We start from the raw sequence: 19,378 nt of genomic DNA, 5'->3' as shown, positions 1-19,378 counted from the left end.
GACCATTAGCAAGGATCGCTGCCGACAGGGAGTCGATATTGGTCTTGGGAAAAACCCGCTTCGGCGGGTTTTTTTTCGCCTATGGAAAAGTGCAGGGATATTTGTGGCAGGTGAACTTGTGGCGGGGGAGCAAGCGCCCTCGCCACAGTGGATTCAAGTCCTGAGGCGTGCGTGTTACGAGGCAATCAACTGCCGCAACACGTAATGCAGGATCCCGCCGGACTTGAAGTACTCCACCTCATTCAACGTGTCGATGCGGCACAGTACTTCAAGTTTCTCCTGCCGCCCGTCTTCACGGGTGATCACCAGGGTCAGGTTCATCCGCGGCGTCAGCTCGACACCGGTCAGGCCCTGAATATCCACGGTTTCCTTGCCGGTGAGGTTCAGGCTCTTGCGGTTCTGATCAAGCTTGAACTGCAGCGGCAACACGCCCATGCCCACTAGGTTGGAGCGGTGAATACGCTCGAAACTTTCGGCGATCACCGCTTTGACGCCCAGCAGGTTGGTGCCCTTGGCCGCCCAGTCGCGGCTGGAGCCGGTGCCGTATTCCTGACCGGCAATCACCACCAACGGCGTGCCATCGGCCTGATAACGCATGGCAGCGTCATAGATCGCCATCTTCTCGCCGCTGGGGATGTAGATCGTGTTGCCACCTTCTTCGCCGCCGAGCATTTCGTTGCGGATACGGATGTTGGCGAACGTGCCGCGCATCATCACTTCATGGTTGCCACGGCGTGAACCGTAGGAGTTGAAGTCCCGCGGTTCCACGCCTTTTTCGCGCAGATAGCGCCCGGCCGGACTGTCAGCCTTGATGTTACCGGCAGGGGAGATGTGGTCGGTGGTCACCGAATCACCGAGCAGTGCCAACACCCGCGCGCCTTTGACGTCAGTGATCACCGGCAACGGTCCGCCAATGTCATCGAAGAACGGGGGATGCTGAATGTAGGTCGAGTCGTCCTGCCACACATAGGTGGCGGCTTGTGGCACCTGGATTGCCTGCCATTGCTCGTCGCCGGCGAACACCTCGGCGTATTCCTTGTGGAACATCGCGGTGTTGACCTGACTCACCGCCTCGGCGATTTCCTTGCTGCTCGGCCAGATGTCACGCAGGTACACCGGGTTGCCTTGTTTGTCCTCGCCCAGCGGCTCAGTGCTGATGTCTGTACGCACGCTGCCGGCCAGGGCGTAAGCGACCACCAGCGGCGGCGAGGCCAGCCAGTTGGTCTTGACCAACGGATGCACCCGGCCTTCGAAGTTGCGGTTGCCGGACAGCACCGAAGCGACGGTGAGGTCGGCTTTTTGAATGGCTTTCTCGATCGGTTCCGGCAAGGGGCCGGAGTTGCCGATGCACGTTGTACAACCGTAACCGACCAGCGAAAACCCGAGTTGATCGAGGTACTGCGTCAACCCGGCAGCCTTGTAGTAGTCGGTCACCACTTTTGAACCCGGTGCCAGCGAACTCTTGACCCACGGTTTGCGCGTCAGGCCTTTCTCCACGGCTTTTTTCGCCAGCAGACCGGCCGCCATCATCACGCTCGGGTTGGAGGTGTTGGTGCAGGAGGTGATCGCGGCGATCACCACCGCGCCGTTTTTCAGGCGATAGGTGTGGCCTTCGTATTCGTACTCGGTTTCGCCGATCAGATCGGCGTTGCCCACAGCCACACCACCACCGCCTTCGCTTTCCAGGCGACCTTCTTCCTTGCTGGTGGGCTTGAATTGCAGGTCCATGAAATCACTGAAGGCCTGCGCCACATTCGGCAGCGAGACGCGATCCTGCGGGCGTTTCGGCCCGGCCAGACTGGCTTCGACGCTGCTCATGTCCAGCGCCAGGCTGTCGGTGAACACTGGTTCCTGACCGGGCAGGCGCCACAGGCCCTGGGCCTTGGTGTAAGCCTCGACGAGTTTCACCACTTCCGGCGGTCGGCCGGACAGGCGCAGGTACTCCAGGGTCACGTCATCGACCGGGAAGAATCCGCAAGTTGCGCCATATTCCGGGGCCATGTTGGCGATGGTTGCGCGATCCGCCAGTGGCAGGTCGGCGAGGCCGTCACCGTAGAACTCGACGAATTTGCCGACCACGCCTTTCTTGCGCAGCATCTGCGTGACCGTCAGCACCAGGTCGGTGGCGGTGATGCCGTCCTTGAGCTTGCCGGTGAGTTTGAAGCCGATCACTTCCGGAATCAGCATCGACACCGGTTGGCCGAGCATCGCCGCTTCCGCCTCGATCCCGCCGACGCCCCAGCCGAGTACGCCGAGGCCGTTGATCATGGTGGTATGGGAGTCGGTGCCGACCAGCGTGTCGGGGAACGCGTAGGTGCGGCCGTCCTCATCCTTGGTCCACACGGTGCGCCCGAGGTATTCGAGGTTGACCTGGTGGCAGATCCCGGTGCCCGGTGGCACCACGCTGAAGTTGTCGAAGGCGCTTTGGCCCCAGCGCAGGAAGGCATAACGTTCGCCGTTACGCTGCATCTCAATGTCGACGTTCTGTCCGAAAGCGCTGGCGGTGGCGAATTTGTCGACCATCACCGAGTGGTCGATCACCAGATCCACCGGCGACAGCGGGTTGATTCGTTGCGGATCGCCGCCGGCCTTGGCCATGGCAGCGCGCATCGCGGCAAGGTCGACCACGGCGGGTACGCCGGTAAAGTCTTGCATCAATACGCGGGCCGGGCGGTACTGGATTTCCCGGTCGGAGCGCCGCTCCTTGAGCCAGGCGGCGATCGCCTTGAGGTCGGCGCCGGTGACAGTTTTTTCATCTTCCCAGCGCAGCAGGTTTTCCAGCAGGACTTTCAGCGACATTGGCAGCTTGTCGATATTGCCAAGGCTTTTCGCTGCGTCCGGCAGGCTGAAATAGTGGTAGGTCTTGTCGTCGATTTGCAGTGTTTTAAGGGTCTTCAGACTATCGAGGGACGGCATTACGATCACTCCTTTGAGTCCGCACGGCTACGGACTGAGGGGACGGGCAGAGCTATCAACGTAGCCCTGTTTTCAGTAGCTGGCTAATAACTGGACTCTATGGGCAAGTCCAAGGTTCCGACATCGGCTATCATGCGCCGGTTTTCGTGACAGGCTTTGCTTCAATGCAAGGCTTGAGCATCGTGCAGGGGCCGAATGTCCGCCCTCTGCCCAGGAGTAAGAATGAACACCCTATTCATGCATTGCCGGCCAGGCTTCGAAGGCGAAGTCTGTTCGGAGATTTCCGACCTCGCCGCCCAGTTGAACGTCGCCGGTTACGCCAAGGCCAAAGCGGCCACGGCCTACGCCGAGTTCGTCTGCACTGAAGCAGACGGCGCTGAACGCCTGATGCGCGGCCAGCGTTTCGCCGAACTGATTTTCCCGCGGCAATGGGCGCGCGGTATCTTCATCGATCTGCCGGAAAACGACCGCATCAGCGTCATCCTTGCGCACATGGCCGATTTCCCGGTGTTCGGCAGCCTGTGGCTGGAAGTCGTCGATACCAATGACGGCAAGGAACTGTCGAACTTCTGCAAGAAATTCGAAGGCCCGCTGCGCAAGGCACTGACCGCCGCCGGCAAACTGGTGGAGGACGCCAGCAAGCCGCGTCTGCTGCTGACGTTCAAAAGTGGTCGCGAAGTGTTCCTCGGCATGGCCGATGCCGGTAATTCGGCGATGTGGCCGATGGGCATTCCGCGCCTGAAGTTTCCGCGCGAGGCGCCAAGCCGTTCGACGTTGAAGCTGGAAGAGGCCTGGCACCACTTCATCCCGCGTGACCAGTGGGACGAGCGTCTGCACAGTGACATGACCGGCGTCGACCTCGGCGCGGCGCCCGGTGGCTGGACCTGGCAACTGGTCAACCGCGGCATGCTGGTGACCGCCATCGACAACGGCCCGATGGCTGAAAGCCTGATGGACACCGGCCTGGTGCAGCACTTGATGGCTGACGGGTTCACCTTCAAGCCCAAGCAGCCGGTGGACTGGATGGTCTGCGACATCGTCGAGAAGCCGGCGCGCAACGCGGCGATGCTTGAAGAGTGGATCGGCGAGGGCCATTGCCGAGAGGCGGTGGTCAACCTCAAATTGCCGATGAAGCAGCGCTATGCCGAAGTGAAACGCTTGCTTGAGCGCATTGCCGATGGCTTCAAGGCCCGTGGGATCAAGGTCGATATTGGCTGCAAGCAGCTGTATCACGATCGCGAGGAAGTGACCTGCCACCTGCGCCGGCATGACATCAAGAAAGCCAAATCCCGCTGACACACCGTAACGCCTTGTGGGAGCAAGCCCGGTCCCACAGGGGTTAGACGATGCCCCCGGCAATGCGCGACAATGCCGGTCAGTTTCAGGAGTGAATCATGAGTGAAATGATTGATACCCCGGTCGATGGCACCCTCGACGCCACCGGCCTCAATTGCCCGGAGCCGGTGATGATGCTGCACCAGCACATTCGTGATCTGGTGCCCGGCGGCCTGCTCAAGGTGATTGCCACCGATCCCTCGACCCGTCGCGACATTCCCAAGTTCTGCGTGTTTCTTGACCACGAACTGGTCGGTCAGCACGAAGAGGCCGGTACTTATATGTACTGGATCCGCAAGAAACACGCCTGAGTCCGAGCCAAACACAAAACCTGATGTGGGAGCGGGCTTGCTCGCGAAAGCGGTATGTCAGTCACGATCAATGGCGACTGATACACCGCATTCGCGAGCAAGCCCGCTCCCACATTTTTTGTCTTGCGTTAAGGGGGCTCAGCCCACCGAACGACTGATCCGAATACGCTTGCGCGCACTGCGGGTCAGGCGGATCGACAGCATCAGCGCCGCACAGCTCAGGCCGACGATCAGGCCTTGCCACAAGCCACTCGGGCCACGCGGTTCGCCGAGCCAGTCGGTCAGGCCGAGGGCGTAACCCACCGGCAGACCGATGCCCCAGTAGGCGAACAGGGTCAGGATCATCGTCACCCGGGTGTCCTGATAACCGCGCAGAGCGCCGGCGGCGGTGACCTGAATCGCATCGGAAAACTGGAACAGCGCCGAGTACACAATCAGCATCGCCGCGATGTGGATCACCGTCGGGTCTGCGGTGTAGATCGCGGCAATCGGCTCGCGCAGCAATAGCATCATGCTTGCCGACAGGCAGGCGTAGGCCAACGCGGTGCCCATGCCGACGCCGGCGGCGAAGCGCGCCTCGCGTGGTTCTTCACGGCCCAGGGCCTGGCCGACTCGTACGGTCACCGCCATGCCCAGCGAGTACGGAATCATGAACACCAGCGAACTGACGTTCAGTGCGATCTGATGCCCGGCGACCACCGTGGCGCCGAGACTGCCGATCAGCAGGGCGATCACGGCAAAGATGCTCGACTCGGCAAACACCGCGATGCCGATTGGCAAGCCGATCGCCAGCAAACGCTTGATTACCGCCCATTGTGGCCAGTCGAAGCGGCAGAAAATCTCACTCGAACGATAGGCTGGCGCCCAGCGCTCCCAACCGGCCAGACCCAGCGCCATGACCCACATCACGATGGCCGTGGCCCAGCCGCAGCCGACGCCGCCCATGGCCGGCACGCCGAAGTGGCCATAAATGAAGATGTAGTTCAGCGGAATGTTCAGGGCCAGACCGCACAGACCCAGCACCATCGCCGGGCGGGTACGGCCGATGCCGTCACTGGTGCAGCGCAGCACGTGATAGAACGCCACCGCCGGCAGTCCGCTGGCAATGCCGTGCAGGTACTGCATGCACGGGCCGATCAGTTCGGGATCGACCTTCATCAGGTGCAGCACCGGCTCGGCGGCCACCAGCATCGCCGTCGCGATCAGGCCGACCACCAGCGCCAGCCACAACGCCTGACGAACGATCGGGCCGATCTCGCTGTGGGTGCCGGCGCCGAAACGCTGGGCGACTTTCGGTGTGGTGGCCAGCAGGGTGCCGGTCATCAGCAGAAACACCGGGACCCAGATCGAGTTACCCAGTGCGACTGCCGCCAGATCCTTGGGCCCGACGCGCCCGGCCATCACCGCATCGACGAAGCCCATGGCCGTGGTCGCCAGCTGCGCGATGATGATCGGCAGCGCCAGGGCGAGCAGGTTCTTGAACTCCAGGCGGATACGCGCGGGGCGGGTGAGAGAGACGGCGACAGGTTGTTCAGTTACAGAGTTCACAGGCAAAGCGTCCACAGGTGTTGATGCGCAAGGCGCCGCATTCTACGCCGCTGACGTGACAGTCAGGAAAAATCCTCTGTTGCGGATTTGTAATCGCAAGGCCTCTGGCCCAACCGCCCATCTGCACCTAAACTGCCGATCCGCTATAGGAGCCCGCCATGCTGATTGTTGCCGACGAAAATATCCCGTTGCTCGATGCCTTTTTTGCCGGTTTCGGCGAGATCCGCCGGGTGCCGGGCCGTTCCATCGACCGTGCGACGGTCGAACACGCCGATGTGTTGCTGGTGCGCTCGGTGACCAACGTCAATCGGGCGTTGCTCGAAGGCAGCCGGGTACGTTTCGTGGGGACGTGCACCATCGGCACCGATCATCTGGATCTCGATTACTTCACCGAAGCGGGGATCACCTGGTCCAGCGCTCCTGGCTGCAATGCCCGCGGTGTGGTCGATTACGTGCTCGGCAGCCTGATGACCCTCGCCGAAATCGAAGGCGTCGATCTGACGCAGCGCACCTATGGCGTGGTCGGCGCCGGTGAGGTCGGTGGTCGGTTGATCAAGGTGCTCAAAGGACTGGGCTGGAACGTGAAAGTCTGCGATCCGCCGCGTCAGGCGGCCGAGGGCGGCGACTACGTCAGTCTGGAACAGATCATCGAGCAGTGCGACGTGATCAGCCTGCACACCCCGCTGACCCGCAACGGAGCAGGGGCTACCTGGCATCTGTTCGATCAGCAGCGTTTGCAACAGCTTAAACCCGGTGCCTGGCTGATCAATGCCGCGCGTGGTCCGGTGGTGGATAACGCTGCACTGCGCGAGGTGCTGCTGCAGCGCGAAGACCTGCAAGCGGTGCTCGACGTTTGGGAGGCAGAGCCCGAAGTCGATGTGGCGTTGGCCGAGCTTTGCGTGCTGGCGACGCCGCACATTGCCGGCTACAGCCTGGACGGCAAACAGCGCGGCACGGCGCAGATCTATCAGGCGTACTGTGAATTTATCGGACAGCCGGCGAGCATCCAGCTCAGTGAGTTACTGCCTGCACCGTGGCTGTCACAAGTGACCCTGCACGCAGGCAGTGATCCGGCTTGGGCGCTGGCGATGTTGTGCCGTGGAGTGTACGACCCGCGCCGCGACGATGCGGATTTTCGCCGCAGTCTTGTAGGTAATGTCGGTGAGCAGCGTGCGGCGTTCGATGTGTTGCGCAAGAAGTATCCCGTGCGACGCGAGATTGAAGGCTTGCAGGTGCGAATCGAAGGGGACTCGCCGCAGTTGCAGCAGATCGTGGCGGCGCTGGGGGCGGTGGCGGTCTAGGACCGAGTCGGCCTTTTTCGCGAGCAGGGATCTCTCATTCAATGAAAATCCCCCCCTGTGGGAGCGAGCCTGCTCGCGAAGGTCGCACCAAAAATACCGGATCGGCACACAGAAAAAACCCGGCCAAAACGGGCCGGGTCAGGAAGACGGTGGCTATATCACTTTTGTTCGGCAGGCTTGACCAATCGCTTCTCCAGTTCGCGGCATGCGTCCTGGATCATGTCTTCAGTGATCGGTACTTCACGCCCATCCTTGTCAATAATGGAGCAACCCAGAGGTTGGCCGGGCTTGGTGCGGATCACTTGAATCTTGTCTTCGCTGCTGTGTTGCAAGGACATGGCCTGTCTCCTCATCAGGTTGTACGCGTAGATTAAAACCGCCACGTGACCAGGCTGTGACAACTCCCTGAGGTCTGTCAAAAGCGGCATCTCCACTCCAACAGAAATGACCGCTCGTCTCAACCGGGACATTAGACCAATAGCAACTATGGCCTAGTCTTTGGGGGCATATTTAACCTGACTCATTGTGATTTACAGAGTTCCGCCCCATAGAAGGTTTAGGCTAGCCCTTTCACCAACACGGATGTGTACCTGAATGACCCCGAAGCTTTCTTCACGACACCGTCGCGCTCTGCGTCTGACCAGTCGATTTCTGGCCCCTTACCGCTGGCAAGTCATCGGTGCGCTGCTGGCGTTGATCGTCACCGCCGCTGTCACGTTGTCGATGGGGCAGGGGATCAAGCTGCTGGTCGATCGGGGTTTCATGACCCAGTCGCCGCACCAGTTGAACCAGAGCATAGGCATCTTCATGTTGATGGTGCTTGGCCTGGCGATCGGCACGTTCGCGCGGTTTTACTGGGTGTCCTGGATCGGTGAGCGCTGCGTGGCCGATATCCGGCGCGAGGTGTTCAACCATCTGGTGTACTTGCACCCCGGTTTCTACGAGAACAACCGCAGTTCGGAGATTCAGTCGCGGCTGACCGCCGACACCACGTTGCTGCAATCGGTGATCGGCTCTTCACTCTCGATGTTTCTGCGCAACCTGCTGATGGTCATCGGCGGCGTCGTGCTGCTGTTCGTGACCAACGCCAAACTCACCAGCATCGTGGTGATTGCGTTGCCGTTCGTGGTTGCCCCGATACTGATTTTCGGTCGGCGGGTGCGCAATCTGTCGCGGTTGAGTCAGGACCGGGTTGCCGATATCGGCAGCTATGTTTCCGAAACCCTCGGTCAGATCAAGACCGTGCAGGCCTACAACCATCAGGTGCAGGATGAGCGACGTTTCGCCGCGACGGTCGAGGATGCGTTCGATACGGCACGCAAGCGTATTTTTCAGCGCTCATGGATGATCACCATGGTGATCGTGCTGGTACTGGGCGCGGTCGCGGTGATGTTGTGGGTCGGCGGCATGGACGTGATTGCCGGCCGCATCACCGGTGGCGAACTGGCTGCGTTCGTCTTTTACAGCCTGATCGTCGGCAGTGCGATCGGCACCTTGAGCGAGGTGATCGGCGAGCTGCAACGTGCGGCGGGTGCCGCCGAGCGCATCGCCGAACTGCTGGGTTCGCAGAACATCATTCTGCCCCCGACCACCGGGCTGGTGACCTTGCCGGAGCGCATCAGGGGCGAACTGCAATTGCAGGATGTGCGCTTTTCCTACCCGTCGCGTCCGGAAAGCTACGCCGTCAACGGCTTGAATCTGACTATCAAGGCCGGCGAGACGCTGGCGCTGGTGGGGCCATCCGGTGCCGGCAAGTCCACGGTGTACGACCTGTTGTTGCGTTTCTACGACCCGATTGAGGGGCAGATCCTGATCGACGGCGTGCCACTGACCAGCCTTGACCCGCTGGATCTGCGTCGCAACTTTGCTTTGGTCTCGCAATCGCCGGCGCTGTTTTTCGGCAGTGTCGAAGAAAATATTCGTTACGGTAATGCGGGCGCAACGCTGGAGCAGGTCAAGGACGCCGCGCGGATCGCCCACGCCCATGACTTCATCGAGAAAATGCCCAACGGTTACCAGACGCATCTGGGCGATGGCGGCCTAGGCCTTTCGGGCGGCCAGCGTCAGCGCCTGGCGATTGCCCGTGCGTTGTTGGTGGATGCGCCGATCCTGTTGCTCGACGAAGCCACCAGCGCCCTCGATGCGCAGAGCGAACACTTGATCCAGGAAGCCTTGCCCAGCCTGATGCAAAACCGCACCACGCTGGTGATCGCGCATCGTCTGGCCACGGTGAAAAACGCCGACCGGATCGCAGTGATGGATCAGGGCAAACTGGTGGCAATCGGTACGCATCAGGAGCTGATCGTGAGCAACCCGCTGTATGCGCGGCTGGCGGCGTTGCAGTTCAATGATGGTCACAGCGCTACAACGAACTCGGTCACCGAACCTGTGATCGACTAAGTAACCGACCCGATAGCGCCTATAAAAAATGCCCTTATCTCGCGATAAGGGCATTTTTTGTTACTCGGTGTCAGCCATGTAATCACTGATCATCAAAATACCGCTCATGCCAATCCACCAGCGGTTGCGGCGAGTTGAGTTTCTGCCCGTAGATCACCGAGTAAGACAGCACGTTCTGCACGTACTGACGGGTTTCGTCGAACGGGATGCTTTCCACCCACACGTCGAAACTCAGGTGATCGGCACCGCGCAGCCACTGGCGCACGCGGCCGGGACCGGCGTTGTAGGCGGCGGAGGCAAGTACGCGGTTGCCGTTGAACTGGCTGTGTACCTGACTCAGGTACGCGGCGCCGAGCTGGATGTTTTTGTCCGGATCGAGCACTTGCTGCGGCGAGGCCAGCGGGATGCTGAATTTGCGCGCAGTTTCCTTGGCGGTGCCCGGCATCAGTTGCATCAGGCCGCTGGCGCCGACGCCGGAGCGGGCGTCGTCCATAAAGGCGCTTTCCTGACGGGTGATGGCGAATACCCAGCTGGAATGCAGGCCACGGACCTTGGCTTCACGCACGAGGGTGTCGCGGTGCGCCATCGGGAAGCGGATGTCCAGATCGTCCCAGTATTGCGCCTGACTGATGGTGCGGATCGCCGGGAAGTACCACTTCAGGTCGTAGGCCAGTTTGGCCTGCGCAACCATTTCGTCACGGTTGAAATGACGGCTGACGTGGTACCACTCGCGGCGACCGTCGACGATCTGTCCACGGGCATGGAATTCCAGGGCGCGACGCACGCCGGGGGTGTTGCGCACCTTGTTGATGGTCGCCTGGCTGAGTACCAGCGGCTTGTTGACCAGCGAGTAGGGCAGTTGCGAGCGGTCAGCGGCGAGGAAACCGTAGAAGTCACGTTCCTTCGCCAGATTCTTGTACAGCGTCTGCGCTTCCGGGTTCTGTGGCTGCGCCAGTTCCAGGCTGCGGGCCTGCCAGTAACGCCAGCGGTTGGTGGTCGCCAGATCCTGCGGCAGGCGACGGGTCAACTGATAGGCATCGTCCCAGCGTGCCAGACGCAACAGCAGGCGCAGGCGCCATTCGGAAACGGTGTTGTCGCGCAGTTCCGGGTCGTATTTGGTCATCACGTCCAGCGCGCGGCTGTCGAAACGCCGGGCCAGGGTCAGGCCGATTTCCCGGGCGATCGCGACTTTCTCGTCACGGGAAAAGTGCATGCTGCTGGCGTAACCGTCGAGCAGGGCCATGGCCTTGTCCGGATCCTGACGGGCGAGACGGCGCAGGCCGAGGCTGACCACGTCGGACATTGGTTCATCTGCCGGGGTGAAACGCGACGGCTGATTCAGCAACTCTGGCTTCTGCGCCACATCCACCAGCAGGCGACCGCGCGGGGCGAGGGTGGTCAGGCCGTTGACCAGGCTGTTGGCGAGTGGATAGTTGCGCGCCTGGGCGGCGAGTTTCGTGCGTTCCCAGCGTTTCTGTTCGGTCAACTGACCGTCGGCGGCCCAGATGCCGAACAGCGCGTCACAGGCTGCCGGTTGTGATTTGCCGGTCAGCCACAGTTTGTCGGCGTTGGCGTAACCCTCGGCCTTGTGGCCGCTGCTGATCTGGTATTGCGCGTTGAGGCAGTCCAGTTCGGTGAAATTGAGTTTCGGGTCGTAATACTTGACGAAGGTTGCCCAGTCGCCACGGTCGGCGAGCCAGCGCAACCAGCGCAGCTTCATCCAGTTGGCCTGGGGCAGGTCACCGTGCTCGGCGAGGAACTTCTCGATCTCGGCATTGCTCGCGGACTTCAGGCGCGCGGTCAGTTCGTCGTAAGCCAGGTAAGGCTCCAGCGGATAATCGGCCAGGGCCTGGCTGTAACGGAAGTACGGGCCGGTATCGCCCTTGGCCAGGGCGCGCTTGGCTTCATCGTAATACTGGCGTTGGGTGGACAGGTCCACCGCCTGGGCGGATTGAGCGGCAGCGGCGGTAAGTAGCAAACAGGACAAGACACTGAAAAGGCGACTGCGCATGAGACATCCGGGCAGAGAAATCATGACAAGCACCGGCCGTGGCCAGCACTGAATTGTCTGTAGCTTAGCCTTTTGCCAGCAACGGGCGAAAGCTTTGCGGGTCTCGCAGCACAAGTTCGCAACAAATGTTGTGCAGAGTGCTTCGGCAGACAAATTGCCGGCCTGTTGAGGGCCTAACTCAGGTAGAATGCGCGCCCGGTTTTTGGAGAAGCTCATGACCCTGCTCAAATTCAGCGATGTGTCCCTTGCATTCGGCGCGATGCCGTTGTTGGACAAGGTGTCCTGGCAGATCGCCCGTGGTGAGCGGGTGTGCATCATCGGCCGCAACGGCACTGGCAAGTCCAGCATGATGAAACTGGTCAAGGGCGACCAGAAGCCCGATGACGGCTCGGTGTGGCGTGCCCCCGGTCTGAAAATCGGCGAATTGCCGCAAGAATTGCCGGTGGCCGACGAGCGGACCGTGTTCGACGTGGTTGCCGAGGGCCTCGATGGCGTTGGTGCCTTGCTCGCCGAATACCATCACCTGAGCCAGAACATCGTCACCGACGCCGATCTGGACAAGCTGATGCACGTTCAGCACGACCTCGAAGCCCGTGACGGCTGGCGTTTACAGACCCTGGTCGACAGCACACTGAGCCGCCTGCAACTGCCTGCCGACAAGACCCTCGCCGAGTTGTCCGGCGGCTGGCGTCGTCGCGTGCTGCTGGCACAGGCGCTGGTGTCCGAACCGGATCTGCTGCTGCTCGACGAACCGACCAACCACCTGGACATCGGTGCGATTGCCTGGCTCGAAGAAGCGCTGAAGGATTTCCAGGGCGCCGTGCTGTTCATCACGCACGACCGTTCCTTCCTGCAAAACCTTGCCACGCGCATCCTCGAACTGGATCGCGGCGGCCTGATCGACTGGAACGGCGACTACGCCAGTTTCCTTGTGCACAAAGAAGCCGCTCTGGCCGCTGAAGAAACCGCCAACGCGCTGTTCGACAAGCGTCTGGCTCAGGAAGAAGTGTGGATCCGTCAGGGCATCAAGGCCCGTCGTACCCGTAACGAAGGCCGCGTGCGCGCCTTGAAAGCCCTGCGTGTTGAGCGCAGCGAGCGTCGCGAACGCACCGGCAAGGCCAACATTCAGCTGGAAACTGCTGACAAGTCCGGCAAGCAAGTGATGGTGTTGGAAAATGTCAGCTTCCATCACCCGGACGGCCCGTTCCTGATCAAGGACTTCTCGATGGTCCTGCAGCGCGGCGACCGTATCGGACTGCTGGGCGCTAACGGTACCGGCAAGACCACCCTGCTGAAACTGATGCTCAACGGTCTGCAACCGACCAGCGGCAAAGTGGAAGAGGGCACCCGGATTGACGTGGCCTACTTCGACCAGTTGCGCCATCAGCTGGACCTGGAAAAAACCGTGATCGATAACGTCGCCGAAGGTCGTGACTTCATCGACATCGACGGCCAGAGCCGCCACGTGCTGAGCTACCTCGGTGACTTCCTGTTCAGCCCGCAGCGTGCCCGCACGCCGGTGAAGGCGTTGTCCGGCGGCGAGCGTGCGCGCTTGCTGTTGGCGAAACTGTTCAGCAAACCGGCGAACCTGCTGGTGCTCGATGAACCGACCAACGACCTCGACGTGGAAACCCTCGAACTGCTCGAAGAAGTGCTGCTGACCTTCAACGGCACTGTGCTGATGGTCAGCCACGACCGGGCATTCCTCGACAACGTGGTCACCAGCACGCTGGTCTTCGAAGGTGAAGGCAAGGTTCGTGAATACGTCGGTGGCTATCAGGACTGGATCCGTCAGGGCGGCTCGCCGCGCCTGCTGGGCGTGACCGAGAGCAAGTCCGGCAAGGCTGACCTGAATTCGGCGGTGGTCACCGCTGAGCCTGCGCCAGTTGCTGCACCTGCTGCTGCCCCCGCCGCCAAGAAGAAGCTGAGCTACAAGCTGCAGCGCGAGCTGGAAGCGTTGCCGGGTGACATCGACGCCAAGGAGCAGCAGATTGCTGCCGTCGAGGCTGAAATGGCCGAAGCCGGCTTCTACCAGCGCCCAGCGGCCGAGACTGCCAAGGTGATTGCTTCGCTTGAGCAGTTGCAGGCTGAGCTTGATGCATTGGTGGAGCGTTGGGCCGAGCTGGATGCCTGATTGATCCGCTAACAAAAAAGCCCGGCGCTCAGTGATGAGCGCCGGGCTTTTCATATGCAATGCGATCTACAGGCCAAGGTAGATCAAATGTGGAACAGGCTTGCTCGCGAAGGCGTTGTGTCGGCCGAGATCAATGGAAGGTGCGCCGACGCTTTCGCGAGCAATCCGGCTTCCACCGGTTCATGTGTTTCAGCGTTTGACCAGGTGTACGGCGAGTACGTCGCACGGCGCTCCGTGCAGCACATCATTCGCGGTCGAACCCAGCAGCAGCGCCAAGCCGTGACGGCCATGGCTGCCGACCACGATCAGGTCACAGAGTTGCTCCTTGGCGAAGTGGTGGATCTCCTGGCGTGGCTGGCCGTAGGTCAGATGGCAGTTGGCGCCTTCAAGCTCGGTGTATTTGAGTTTCAGGCGCTCAAGGCGTTCCTTGGCCTGATCGAACTGTTGCTGTTGCAGTTGTGACAGATCCATTGGCACATCGCCGCCGAACGCCATGGCCATCGGTTCGACGATATGCACCAGCGACAGCTTGGCGCCATTGCTCACTGACAGCTCTCGGGCGCGGTGGATCACTGGGTCGCACTCTTCGGTCAGATCTACGGCGACCAGGATGTGTGAGTAGGGCATGAGGTGCTCCTCGTGACAGTTCAATATTGTTAAGTATGGCTGGTTTCAAGCGCATTGGTTCCAAAGTGACACAATGCGCTTACCTATAAGTCGGGAGTAGAGATATGACGGTCTGGTTGGTGGTGTCAATCCTGCTGGTGGTTCTGAGTCCACTGGCATGGTTGCGCCCATCGCGCGTGCAGAGCGGCCGTATGGCCCTGCGCATGGAGGCGCGGCGCATCGGGCTGGCCATGCAACTGGCGCCTCAGGAGTGGCCGCACTGGCTGTCTCAGGAGCCCCCGAGCCCGTGTGCGCAATACCATCGGCCGCGGCGTGGCAGTCAGCCGGCGTGCTGGACCTATTGGCAGAAATCGCCGGGGGTGTGGGTCAATCAATGGCAGGAAGTCTGCGAAGACCGGGCGCTGCTCAATCATTTCGAAAAATTGCCAGGCAATGTCTTCAAGGTCGAGGCCGACAAGCAAATGATCGCCTTGTACTGGGGCGAGAAGGGTGAGGCCACGGTCTTGCAGGATATCGACGCGACTCTGAAAGCGCTGGCATGACTCACGGACTTTTCCCACTGCAAGGGTGGGGAGCGTCCGGCAGACGAGCAATAAAAAGCCCGACATGATTCATCGGGCGGGGTGGCCAGGCAGGCCGGTAACTGTTTTTATCGCTGACTCGATTGTAAGCGGTCAGCGAATCTCCCTGTAGTCCAGCCAGCGTAGCCTGTTAAACAAGGCCCTCGGTGAATTAGGGCGACTTTTCTAACTATTGATTCTATGAATGGCTTTGCATGCAGCGCCGTGTTGCAGCTCTGTATGCGACGGAAGTGACCGCAAAGTCGCATTTCAACCCGTATTTTGGGCGATTGACAATTGCTGGAAATTCCGTGAAGGTGACGTACCCAAATCAAACGGGCGTATGAATTGAGCGTTTGTCTTACAGACTGCTCCTACAGAATCCCGACTATCGCGTTGGCGGGTGTGCCGGGTGGATTGGCGTCAGCATCGACGAAAAAGCGTCCTGCCGAGCCATTTACCTGCGTCCGACGTGTACTGTTCAGCTTCCATATCGTGGAGATCAGTTGATGATTTACGAAGGTAAAGCCATCACGGTTAAAGCTCTTGAAAGTGGCATCGTCGAATTGAAATTCGACCTCAAGGGTGAGTCCGTCAACAAGTTCAACCGTCTTACCCTGAACGAACTGCGTCAGGCCGTAGACACCATCAAGGCAGATGCTTCGATCAAGGGCGTGATCGTCAGCAGTGGCAAGGACGTATTCATCGTCGGCGCCGACATCACCGAATTTGTCGACAACTTCAAGCTGCCGGATGCCGAGCTGGTTGCTGGCAATCTCGAAGCCAACAAGATCTTCAGCGATTTCGAAGACCTCAACGTTCCGACCGTGGCCGCGATCAACGGCATCGCCCTGGGTGGCGGTCTGGAAATGTGCCTGGCAGCTGACTATCGCGTCATGTCGACCAAGGCCAAGATCGGTCTGCCGGAAGTCAAACTGGGCATCTACCCAGGCTTCGGCGGTACTGTGCGTCTGCCACGTCTGATCGGTGTCGACAACGCCATCGAATGGATTGCCGCCGGCAAGGAAAACCGCCCTGAAGACGCCCTGAAAGTCAGCGCCGTCGACGCCGTGGTTGCTCCAGAGAAGCTGCAGGAAGCTGCCCTTGAACTGATCAAACGCGCCATCTCCGGCGAGTTCGACTTCAAGGCCAAGCGTCAGCCGAAACTTGAAAAACTCAAGCTGAACGCCATTGAACAAATGATGGCTTTCGAAACCGCCAAAGGTTTCGTGGCAGGCCAGGCTGGCCCGAACTACCCGGCGCCGGTTGAAGCGATCAAAACCATCCAGAAAGCCGCGAACTTCGGTCGTGACAAAGCGCTGGAAGTCGAAGCCGCCGGTTTCGTCAAACTGGCCAAGACCTCTGCCGCGCAGAGCTTGATCGGTTTGTTCCTGAACGATCAGGAATTGAAGAAAAAGGCCAAGGCCTACGACGAAATCGCCAAAGACGTGAAACAGGCCGCTGTATTGGGCGCTGGCATCATGGGGGGCGGTATCGCTTATCAGTCGGCCTCCAAAGGTACGCCGATCCTGATGAAGGACATCAACGAGCACGGTATCGAGCAGGGTCTGGCCGAAGCCGCCAAACTGCTGGTTGGCCGCGTTGACAAGGGCCGCATGACCGCCGCGAAAATGGCTGAAGTGCTCAACGGTATTCGTCCGACCCTGTCCTACGGCGACTTCGGTCACGTCGATCTGGTTGTCGAAGCTGTGGTCGAGAACCCGAAGGTCAAGCAAGCCGTGCTGGCTGAAGTCGAAGGTCAGGTCAAAGAGGACACAATCCTCGCGTCCAACACCTCGACCATTTCCATCAGCCTGCTGGCCAAGGCCCTCAAGCGTCCGGAAAACTTCGTCGGCATGCACTTCTTCAACCCGGTGCACATGATGCCACTGGTGGAAGTGATCCGTGGCGAGAAGTCCAGCGAGCTGGCTGTTGCCACCACCGTTGCCTACGCCAAGAAAATGGGCAAGAACCCGATCGTCGTCAACGACTGCCCGGGCTTCCTGGTCAACCGTGTGCTGTTCCCGTACTTTGGCGGTTTCGCCAAACTGGTCAGCGCCGGTGTGGACTTCGTCCGTATCGATAAGGTCATGGAGAAATTTGGCTGGCCGATGGGCCCGGCGTACCTGATGGACGTGGTCGGCATCGACACCGGCCACCATGGTCGTGACGTAATGGCTGAAGGCTTCCCGGATCGTATGAAGGATGACCGTCGTTCGGCCATCGACGTGCTTTACGAAGCCAAGCGCCTGGGCCAGAAGAACGGCAAGGGCTTTTACGCCTACGAGGCCGACAAGAAAGGCAAGCAGAAGAAAGTCGCCGATCCGTCGGTGCTGGAAGTGCTCAAGCCGATCGTTTACGAGCAGCGCGAAGTCACTGACGAAGACATCATCAACTGGATGATGATCCCGCTGTGCCTGGAAACCGTGCGCTGCCTGGAAGACGGCATCGTTGAAACCGCCGCCGAAGCCGACATGGGTCTGGTCTACGGTATCGGTTTCCCTCCATTCCGTGGCGGTGCGCTGCGCTACATCGATTCGATCGGTGTTGCCGAGTTCGTTGCCCTGGCTGACCAGTACGCTGATTTGGGCGCGCTGTACCACCCGACCGCGAAGCTGCGTGAGATGGCCAAAAACGGCCAGAGCTTCTTCGGTTAAGCGCCCCCAACTAGAGTGAGAGTGAACTTATGAGCTTGAATCCTAGAGACGTCGTGATTGTCGACTTCGGTCGTACTCCGATGGGCCGCTCCAAGGGCGGCATGCACCGCAACACCCGCGCCGAAGACATGTCGGCGCACCTGATCAGCAAATTGCTGGAACGCAACACCAAGGTCGATCCTGCTGAAGTCGAGGACGTGATCTGGGGCTGCGTCAACCAGACCCTGGAGCAGGGCTGGAACATCGCGCGCATGGCGTCGCTGATGACCCAGATCCCACACACTTCGGCCGGCCAGACTGTCAGCCGCCTGTGCGGCTCGTCGATGAGTGCGCTGCACACTGCTGCGCAAGCGATCATGACCGGTAACGGTGACGTGTTCGTGGTTGGCGGCGTCGAGCATATGGGTCACGTCAGCATGATGCACGGCGTCGATCCGAACCCGCACATGTCGCTGTACGCGGCGAAAGCTTCGGGCATGATGGGCCTGACCGCAGAAATGCTGGGCAAGATGCACGGCATCACCCGTGAGCAGCAGGATGCCTTTGGCGTGCGCTCCCACCAACTCGCCCACAAAGCGACTGTGGAAGGCAAGTTCAAAGACGAAATCATCCCGATGCAGGGCTACGACGAAAACGGCTTCCTGAAGCTGTTCGACTACGACGAAACCATTCGTCCGGAAACCACCCTGGAAAGTCTGGCGGCCCTCAAGCCTGCCTTCAATCCAAAGGGCGGCACCGTGACAGCCGGTACTTCATCGCAAATCACCGATGGTGCTTCGTGCATGATCGTGATGTCGGCGCAGCGTGCGCAGGACCTGGGGATCCAGCCGATGGCCGTGATCCGTTCGATGGCAGTGGCGGGTGTGGATCCGGCGATCATGGGCTATGGTCCAGTGCCGGCTACACAAAAAGCCCTGAAGCGTGCGGGCCTTGGCATCAACGATATCGACTTCTTCGAGCTCAACGAAGCTTTCGCCGCACAGGCCCTGCCGGTGCTGAAAGATCTGAAAGTACTCGACAAGATGAACGAGAAGGTTAACCTGCACGGCGGCGCGATCGCCCTGGGTCACCCGTTCGGTTGCTCCGGTGCCCGTATCTCCGGCACCTTGCTGAACGTGATGAAGCAGAATAGCGGCACCTTCGGGGTGGCCACTATGTGCATTGGTCTCGGCCAAGGCATCTCCACCGTCTTCGAACGCGTTTAAGCGTCTCGTCGATGGAAGCCGGGGCCAAGTGCCCCGGTTTTTGTTTTTGTGGATTTATTTTTGTATTTATTTTGAAAAAAATTGAGTGAGGGCCAAAACATGCCGATACAACCTGGGCTCTACCAACATTACAAAGGTCCGCAGTACCGCGTATTCAGTGTCGCGCGGCATTCCGAGACCGAAGAAGAAGTGGTCTTTTACCAAGCCCTGTATGGGGATTACGGCTTTTGGGTGCGCCCTTTGAGCATGTTTGTCGAGTCGGTCGAGGTTGACGGCGAGCAGGTGCCACGCTTTGCTTTGGTGCAAGCCGAACCGAGCCTTTTTTCCAGGGCATAAGGCGAGTGCGCACAGAACCCTGTGCTTGACCTCACCT

14 protein-coding genes are annotated in these 19,378 nt (G+C 60.1%); 9 read left to right on the top strand and 5 right to left on the bottom strand.

What is annotated here, in order from left to right; translation table 11 throughout:
* Positions 1–174: 174 nt before the first annotated feature.
* Positions 175–2,916, bottom strand: a complete 2,742-nt coding sequence (gene acnA / locus AC1UK9_RS19070) for an aconitate hydratase AcnA (protein ID WP_482578290.1) — start codon at positions 2,914–2,916, stop codon at positions 175–177.
* Between the two features lie 222 nt (positions 2,917–3,138).
* On the opposite strand from acnA, the gene rlmM reads away from it, so the two are divergent.
* Positions 3,139–4,212, top strand: a complete 1,074-nt coding sequence (gene rlmM / locus AC1UK9_RS19065; RefSeq protein ID WP_025111043.1) for a 23S rRNA (cytidine(2498)-2'-O)-methyltransferase RlmM — start codon at positions 3,139–3,141, stop codon at positions 4,210–4,212.
* Between the two features lie 98 nt (positions 4,213–4,310).
* Positions 4,311–4,562, top strand: coding sequence for a sulfurtransferase TusA (tusA, locus tag AC1UK9_RS19060; protein ID WP_482578289.1), 252 nt, complete (start codon positions 4,311–4,313; stop codon positions 4,560–4,562).
* Between the two features lie 138 nt (positions 4,563–4,700).
* Here the strand turns inward: tusA and AC1UK9_RS19055 are convergent, their stop codons facing one another.
* On the bottom strand, positions 4,701–6,110 hold the full coding sequence (locus AC1UK9_RS19055; RefSeq protein WP_482578288.1) for an MATE family efflux transporter: 1,410 nt from the start codon (positions 6,108–6,110) through the stop codon (positions 4,701–4,703).
* A 158-nt stretch (positions 6,111–6,268) separates the two neighbouring features.
* Between AC1UK9_RS19055 and pdxB the strand changes: the two genes are divergently transcribed.
* Positions 6,269–7,411: a 4-phosphoerythronate dehydrogenase PdxB gene (gene pdxB, locus AC1UK9_RS19050; RefSeq protein WP_482578287.1), complete on the top strand. Its 1,143-nt coding sequence runs from the start codon at positions 6,269–6,271 to the stop codon at positions 7,409–7,411.
* A gap of 158 nt (positions 7,412–7,569) precedes the next feature.
* Here pdxB and AC1UK9_RS19045 read toward each other — a convergent pair whose 3' ends face one another.
* Positions 7,570–7,749 (bottom strand): PA1571 family protein, encoded by a 180-nt coding sequence (locus AC1UK9_RS19045; RefSeq protein WP_025111047.1) that lies wholly within the window; start codon positions 7,747–7,749, stop codon positions 7,570–7,572.
* A gap of 256 nt (positions 7,750–8,005) precedes the next feature.
* Here AC1UK9_RS19045 and AC1UK9_RS19040 point away from each other — a divergent pair, with 256 nt between their 5' ends.
* Positions 8,006–9,811: an ABC transporter transmembrane domain-containing protein gene (locus AC1UK9_RS19040; RefSeq protein ID WP_482578286.1), complete on the top strand. Its 1,806-nt coding sequence runs from the start codon at positions 8,006–8,008 to the stop codon at positions 9,809–9,811.
* A gap of 82 nt (positions 9,812–9,893) precedes the next feature.
* Here the strand turns inward: AC1UK9_RS19040 and AC1UK9_RS19035 are convergent, their stop codons facing one another.
* On the bottom strand, positions 9,894–11,822 hold the full coding sequence (locus AC1UK9_RS19035; RefSeq protein WP_025111049.1) for a transglycosylase SLT domain-containing protein: 1,929 nt from the start codon (positions 11,820–11,822) through the stop codon (positions 9,894–9,896).
* A gap of 214 nt (positions 11,823–12,036) precedes the next feature.
* Here AC1UK9_RS19035 and AC1UK9_RS19030 point away from each other — a divergent pair, with 214 nt between their 5' ends.
* Complete coding sequence (locus tag AC1UK9_RS19030) at positions 12,037–13,956, top strand: ATP-binding cassette domain-containing protein (protein ID WP_025111050.1); 1,920 nt, start codon at positions 12,037–12,039, stop codon at positions 13,954–13,956.
* A 189-nt stretch (positions 13,957–14,145) separates the two neighbouring features.
* On the opposite strand, the gene AC1UK9_RS19025 is transcribed toward AC1UK9_RS19030, so the two are convergent.
* Complete coding sequence (locus AC1UK9_RS19025) at positions 14,146–14,583, bottom strand: universal stress protein (RefSeq protein WP_025111051.1); 438 nt, start codon at positions 14,581–14,583, stop codon at positions 14,146–14,148.
* Positions 14,584–14,687: 104 nt separating this feature from the next.
* Here AC1UK9_RS19025 and AC1UK9_RS19020 point away from each other — a divergent pair, with 104 nt between their 5' ends.
* The 4 genes from AC1UK9_RS19020 (at position 14,688) to AC1UK9_RS19005 (ending at position 19,341) form a co-directional block, all read left to right on the top strand.
* On the top strand, positions 14,688–15,125 hold the full coding sequence (locus AC1UK9_RS19020; protein ID WP_025111052.1) for a hypothetical protein: 438 nt from the start codon (positions 14,688–14,690) through the stop codon (positions 15,123–15,125).
* Between the two features lie 527 nt (positions 15,126–15,652).
* Complete coding sequence (gene fadB / locus AC1UK9_RS19015; protein ID WP_473013115.1) at positions 15,653–17,800, top strand: fatty acid oxidation complex subunit alpha FadB; 2,148 nt, start codon at positions 15,653–15,655, stop codon at positions 17,798–17,800.
* A 29-nt stretch (positions 17,801–17,829) separates the two neighbouring features.
* Positions 17,830–19,005, top strand: a complete 1,176-nt coding sequence (gene fadA, locus AC1UK9_RS19010; RefSeq protein WP_025111054.1) for an acetyl-CoA C-acyltransferase FadA — start codon at positions 17,830–17,832, stop codon at positions 19,003–19,005.
* A gap of 99 nt (positions 19,006–19,104) precedes the next feature.
* Positions 19,105–19,341, top strand: a complete 237-nt coding sequence (locus AC1UK9_RS19005) for a DUF1653 domain-containing protein (RefSeq protein WP_025111055.1) — start codon at positions 19,105–19,107, stop codon at positions 19,339–19,341.
* Positions 19,342–19,378: the final 37 nt, after the last annotated feature.

The sequence above is a fragment of the Pseudomonas sp. AK-TSAG1-1 genome (assembly GCF_056821665.1).
The sequence above is the reverse complement of the archived record's forward strand: the minus strand, read 5'-3'. Positions and strand labels throughout refer to the sequence as shown.

Excerpts from the sequence above, each read along its gene's own strand:
- fadB (WP_473013115.1), top strand. The coding sequence starts at position 15,653 with ATGATTTACGAAGGTAAAGCCATCACGGTTAAAGCTCTTGAAAGTGGC.
- AC1UK9_RS19025 (WP_025111051.1), bottom strand. The coding sequence starts at position 14,583 with ATGCCCTACTCACACATCCTGGTCGCCGTAGATCTGACCGAAGAGTGC.
- fadA (WP_025111054.1), top strand. The coding sequence starts at position 17,830 with ATGAGCTTGAATCCTAGAGACGTCGTGATTGTCGACTTCGGTCGTACT.
- rlmM (WP_025111043.1), top strand. The coding sequence starts at position 3,139 with ATGAACACCCTATTCATGCATTGCCGGCCAGGCTTCGAAGGCGAAGTC.
- AC1UK9_RS19020 (WP_025111052.1), top strand. The coding sequence starts at position 14,688 with ATGACGGTCTGGTTGGTGGTGTCAATCCTGCTGGTGGTTCTGAGTCCA.
- AC1UK9_RS19040 (WP_482578286.1), top strand. The coding sequence starts at position 8,006 with ATGACCCCGAAGCTTTCTTCACGACACCGTCGCGCTCTGCGTCTGACC.
- acnA (WP_482578290.1), bottom strand. The coding sequence starts at position 2,916 with ATGCCGTCCCTCGATAGTCTGAAGACCCTTAAAACACTGCAAATCGAC.
- tusA (WP_482578289.1), top strand. The coding sequence starts at position 4,311 with ATGAGTGAAATGATTGATACCCCGGTCGATGGCACCCTCGACGCCACC.
- AC1UK9_RS19030 (WP_025111050.1), top strand. The coding sequence starts at position 12,037 with ATGACCCTGCTCAAATTCAGCGATGTGTCCCTTGCATTCGGCGCGATG.
- AC1UK9_RS19005 (WP_025111055.1), top strand. The coding sequence starts at position 19,105 with ATGCCGATACAACCTGGGCTCTACCAACATTACAAAGGTCCGCAGTAC.
- pdxB (WP_482578287.1), top strand. The coding sequence starts at position 6,269 with ATGCTGATTGTTGCCGACGAAAATATCCCGTTGCTCGATGCCTTTTTT.
- AC1UK9_RS19045 (WP_025111047.1), bottom strand. The coding sequence starts at position 7,749 with ATGTCCTTGCAACACAGCAGCGAAGACAAGATTCAAGTGATCCGCACC.
- AC1UK9_RS19035 (WP_025111049.1), bottom strand. The coding sequence starts at position 11,822 with ATGCGCAGTCGCCTTTTCAGTGTCTTGTCCTGTTTGCTACTTACCGCC.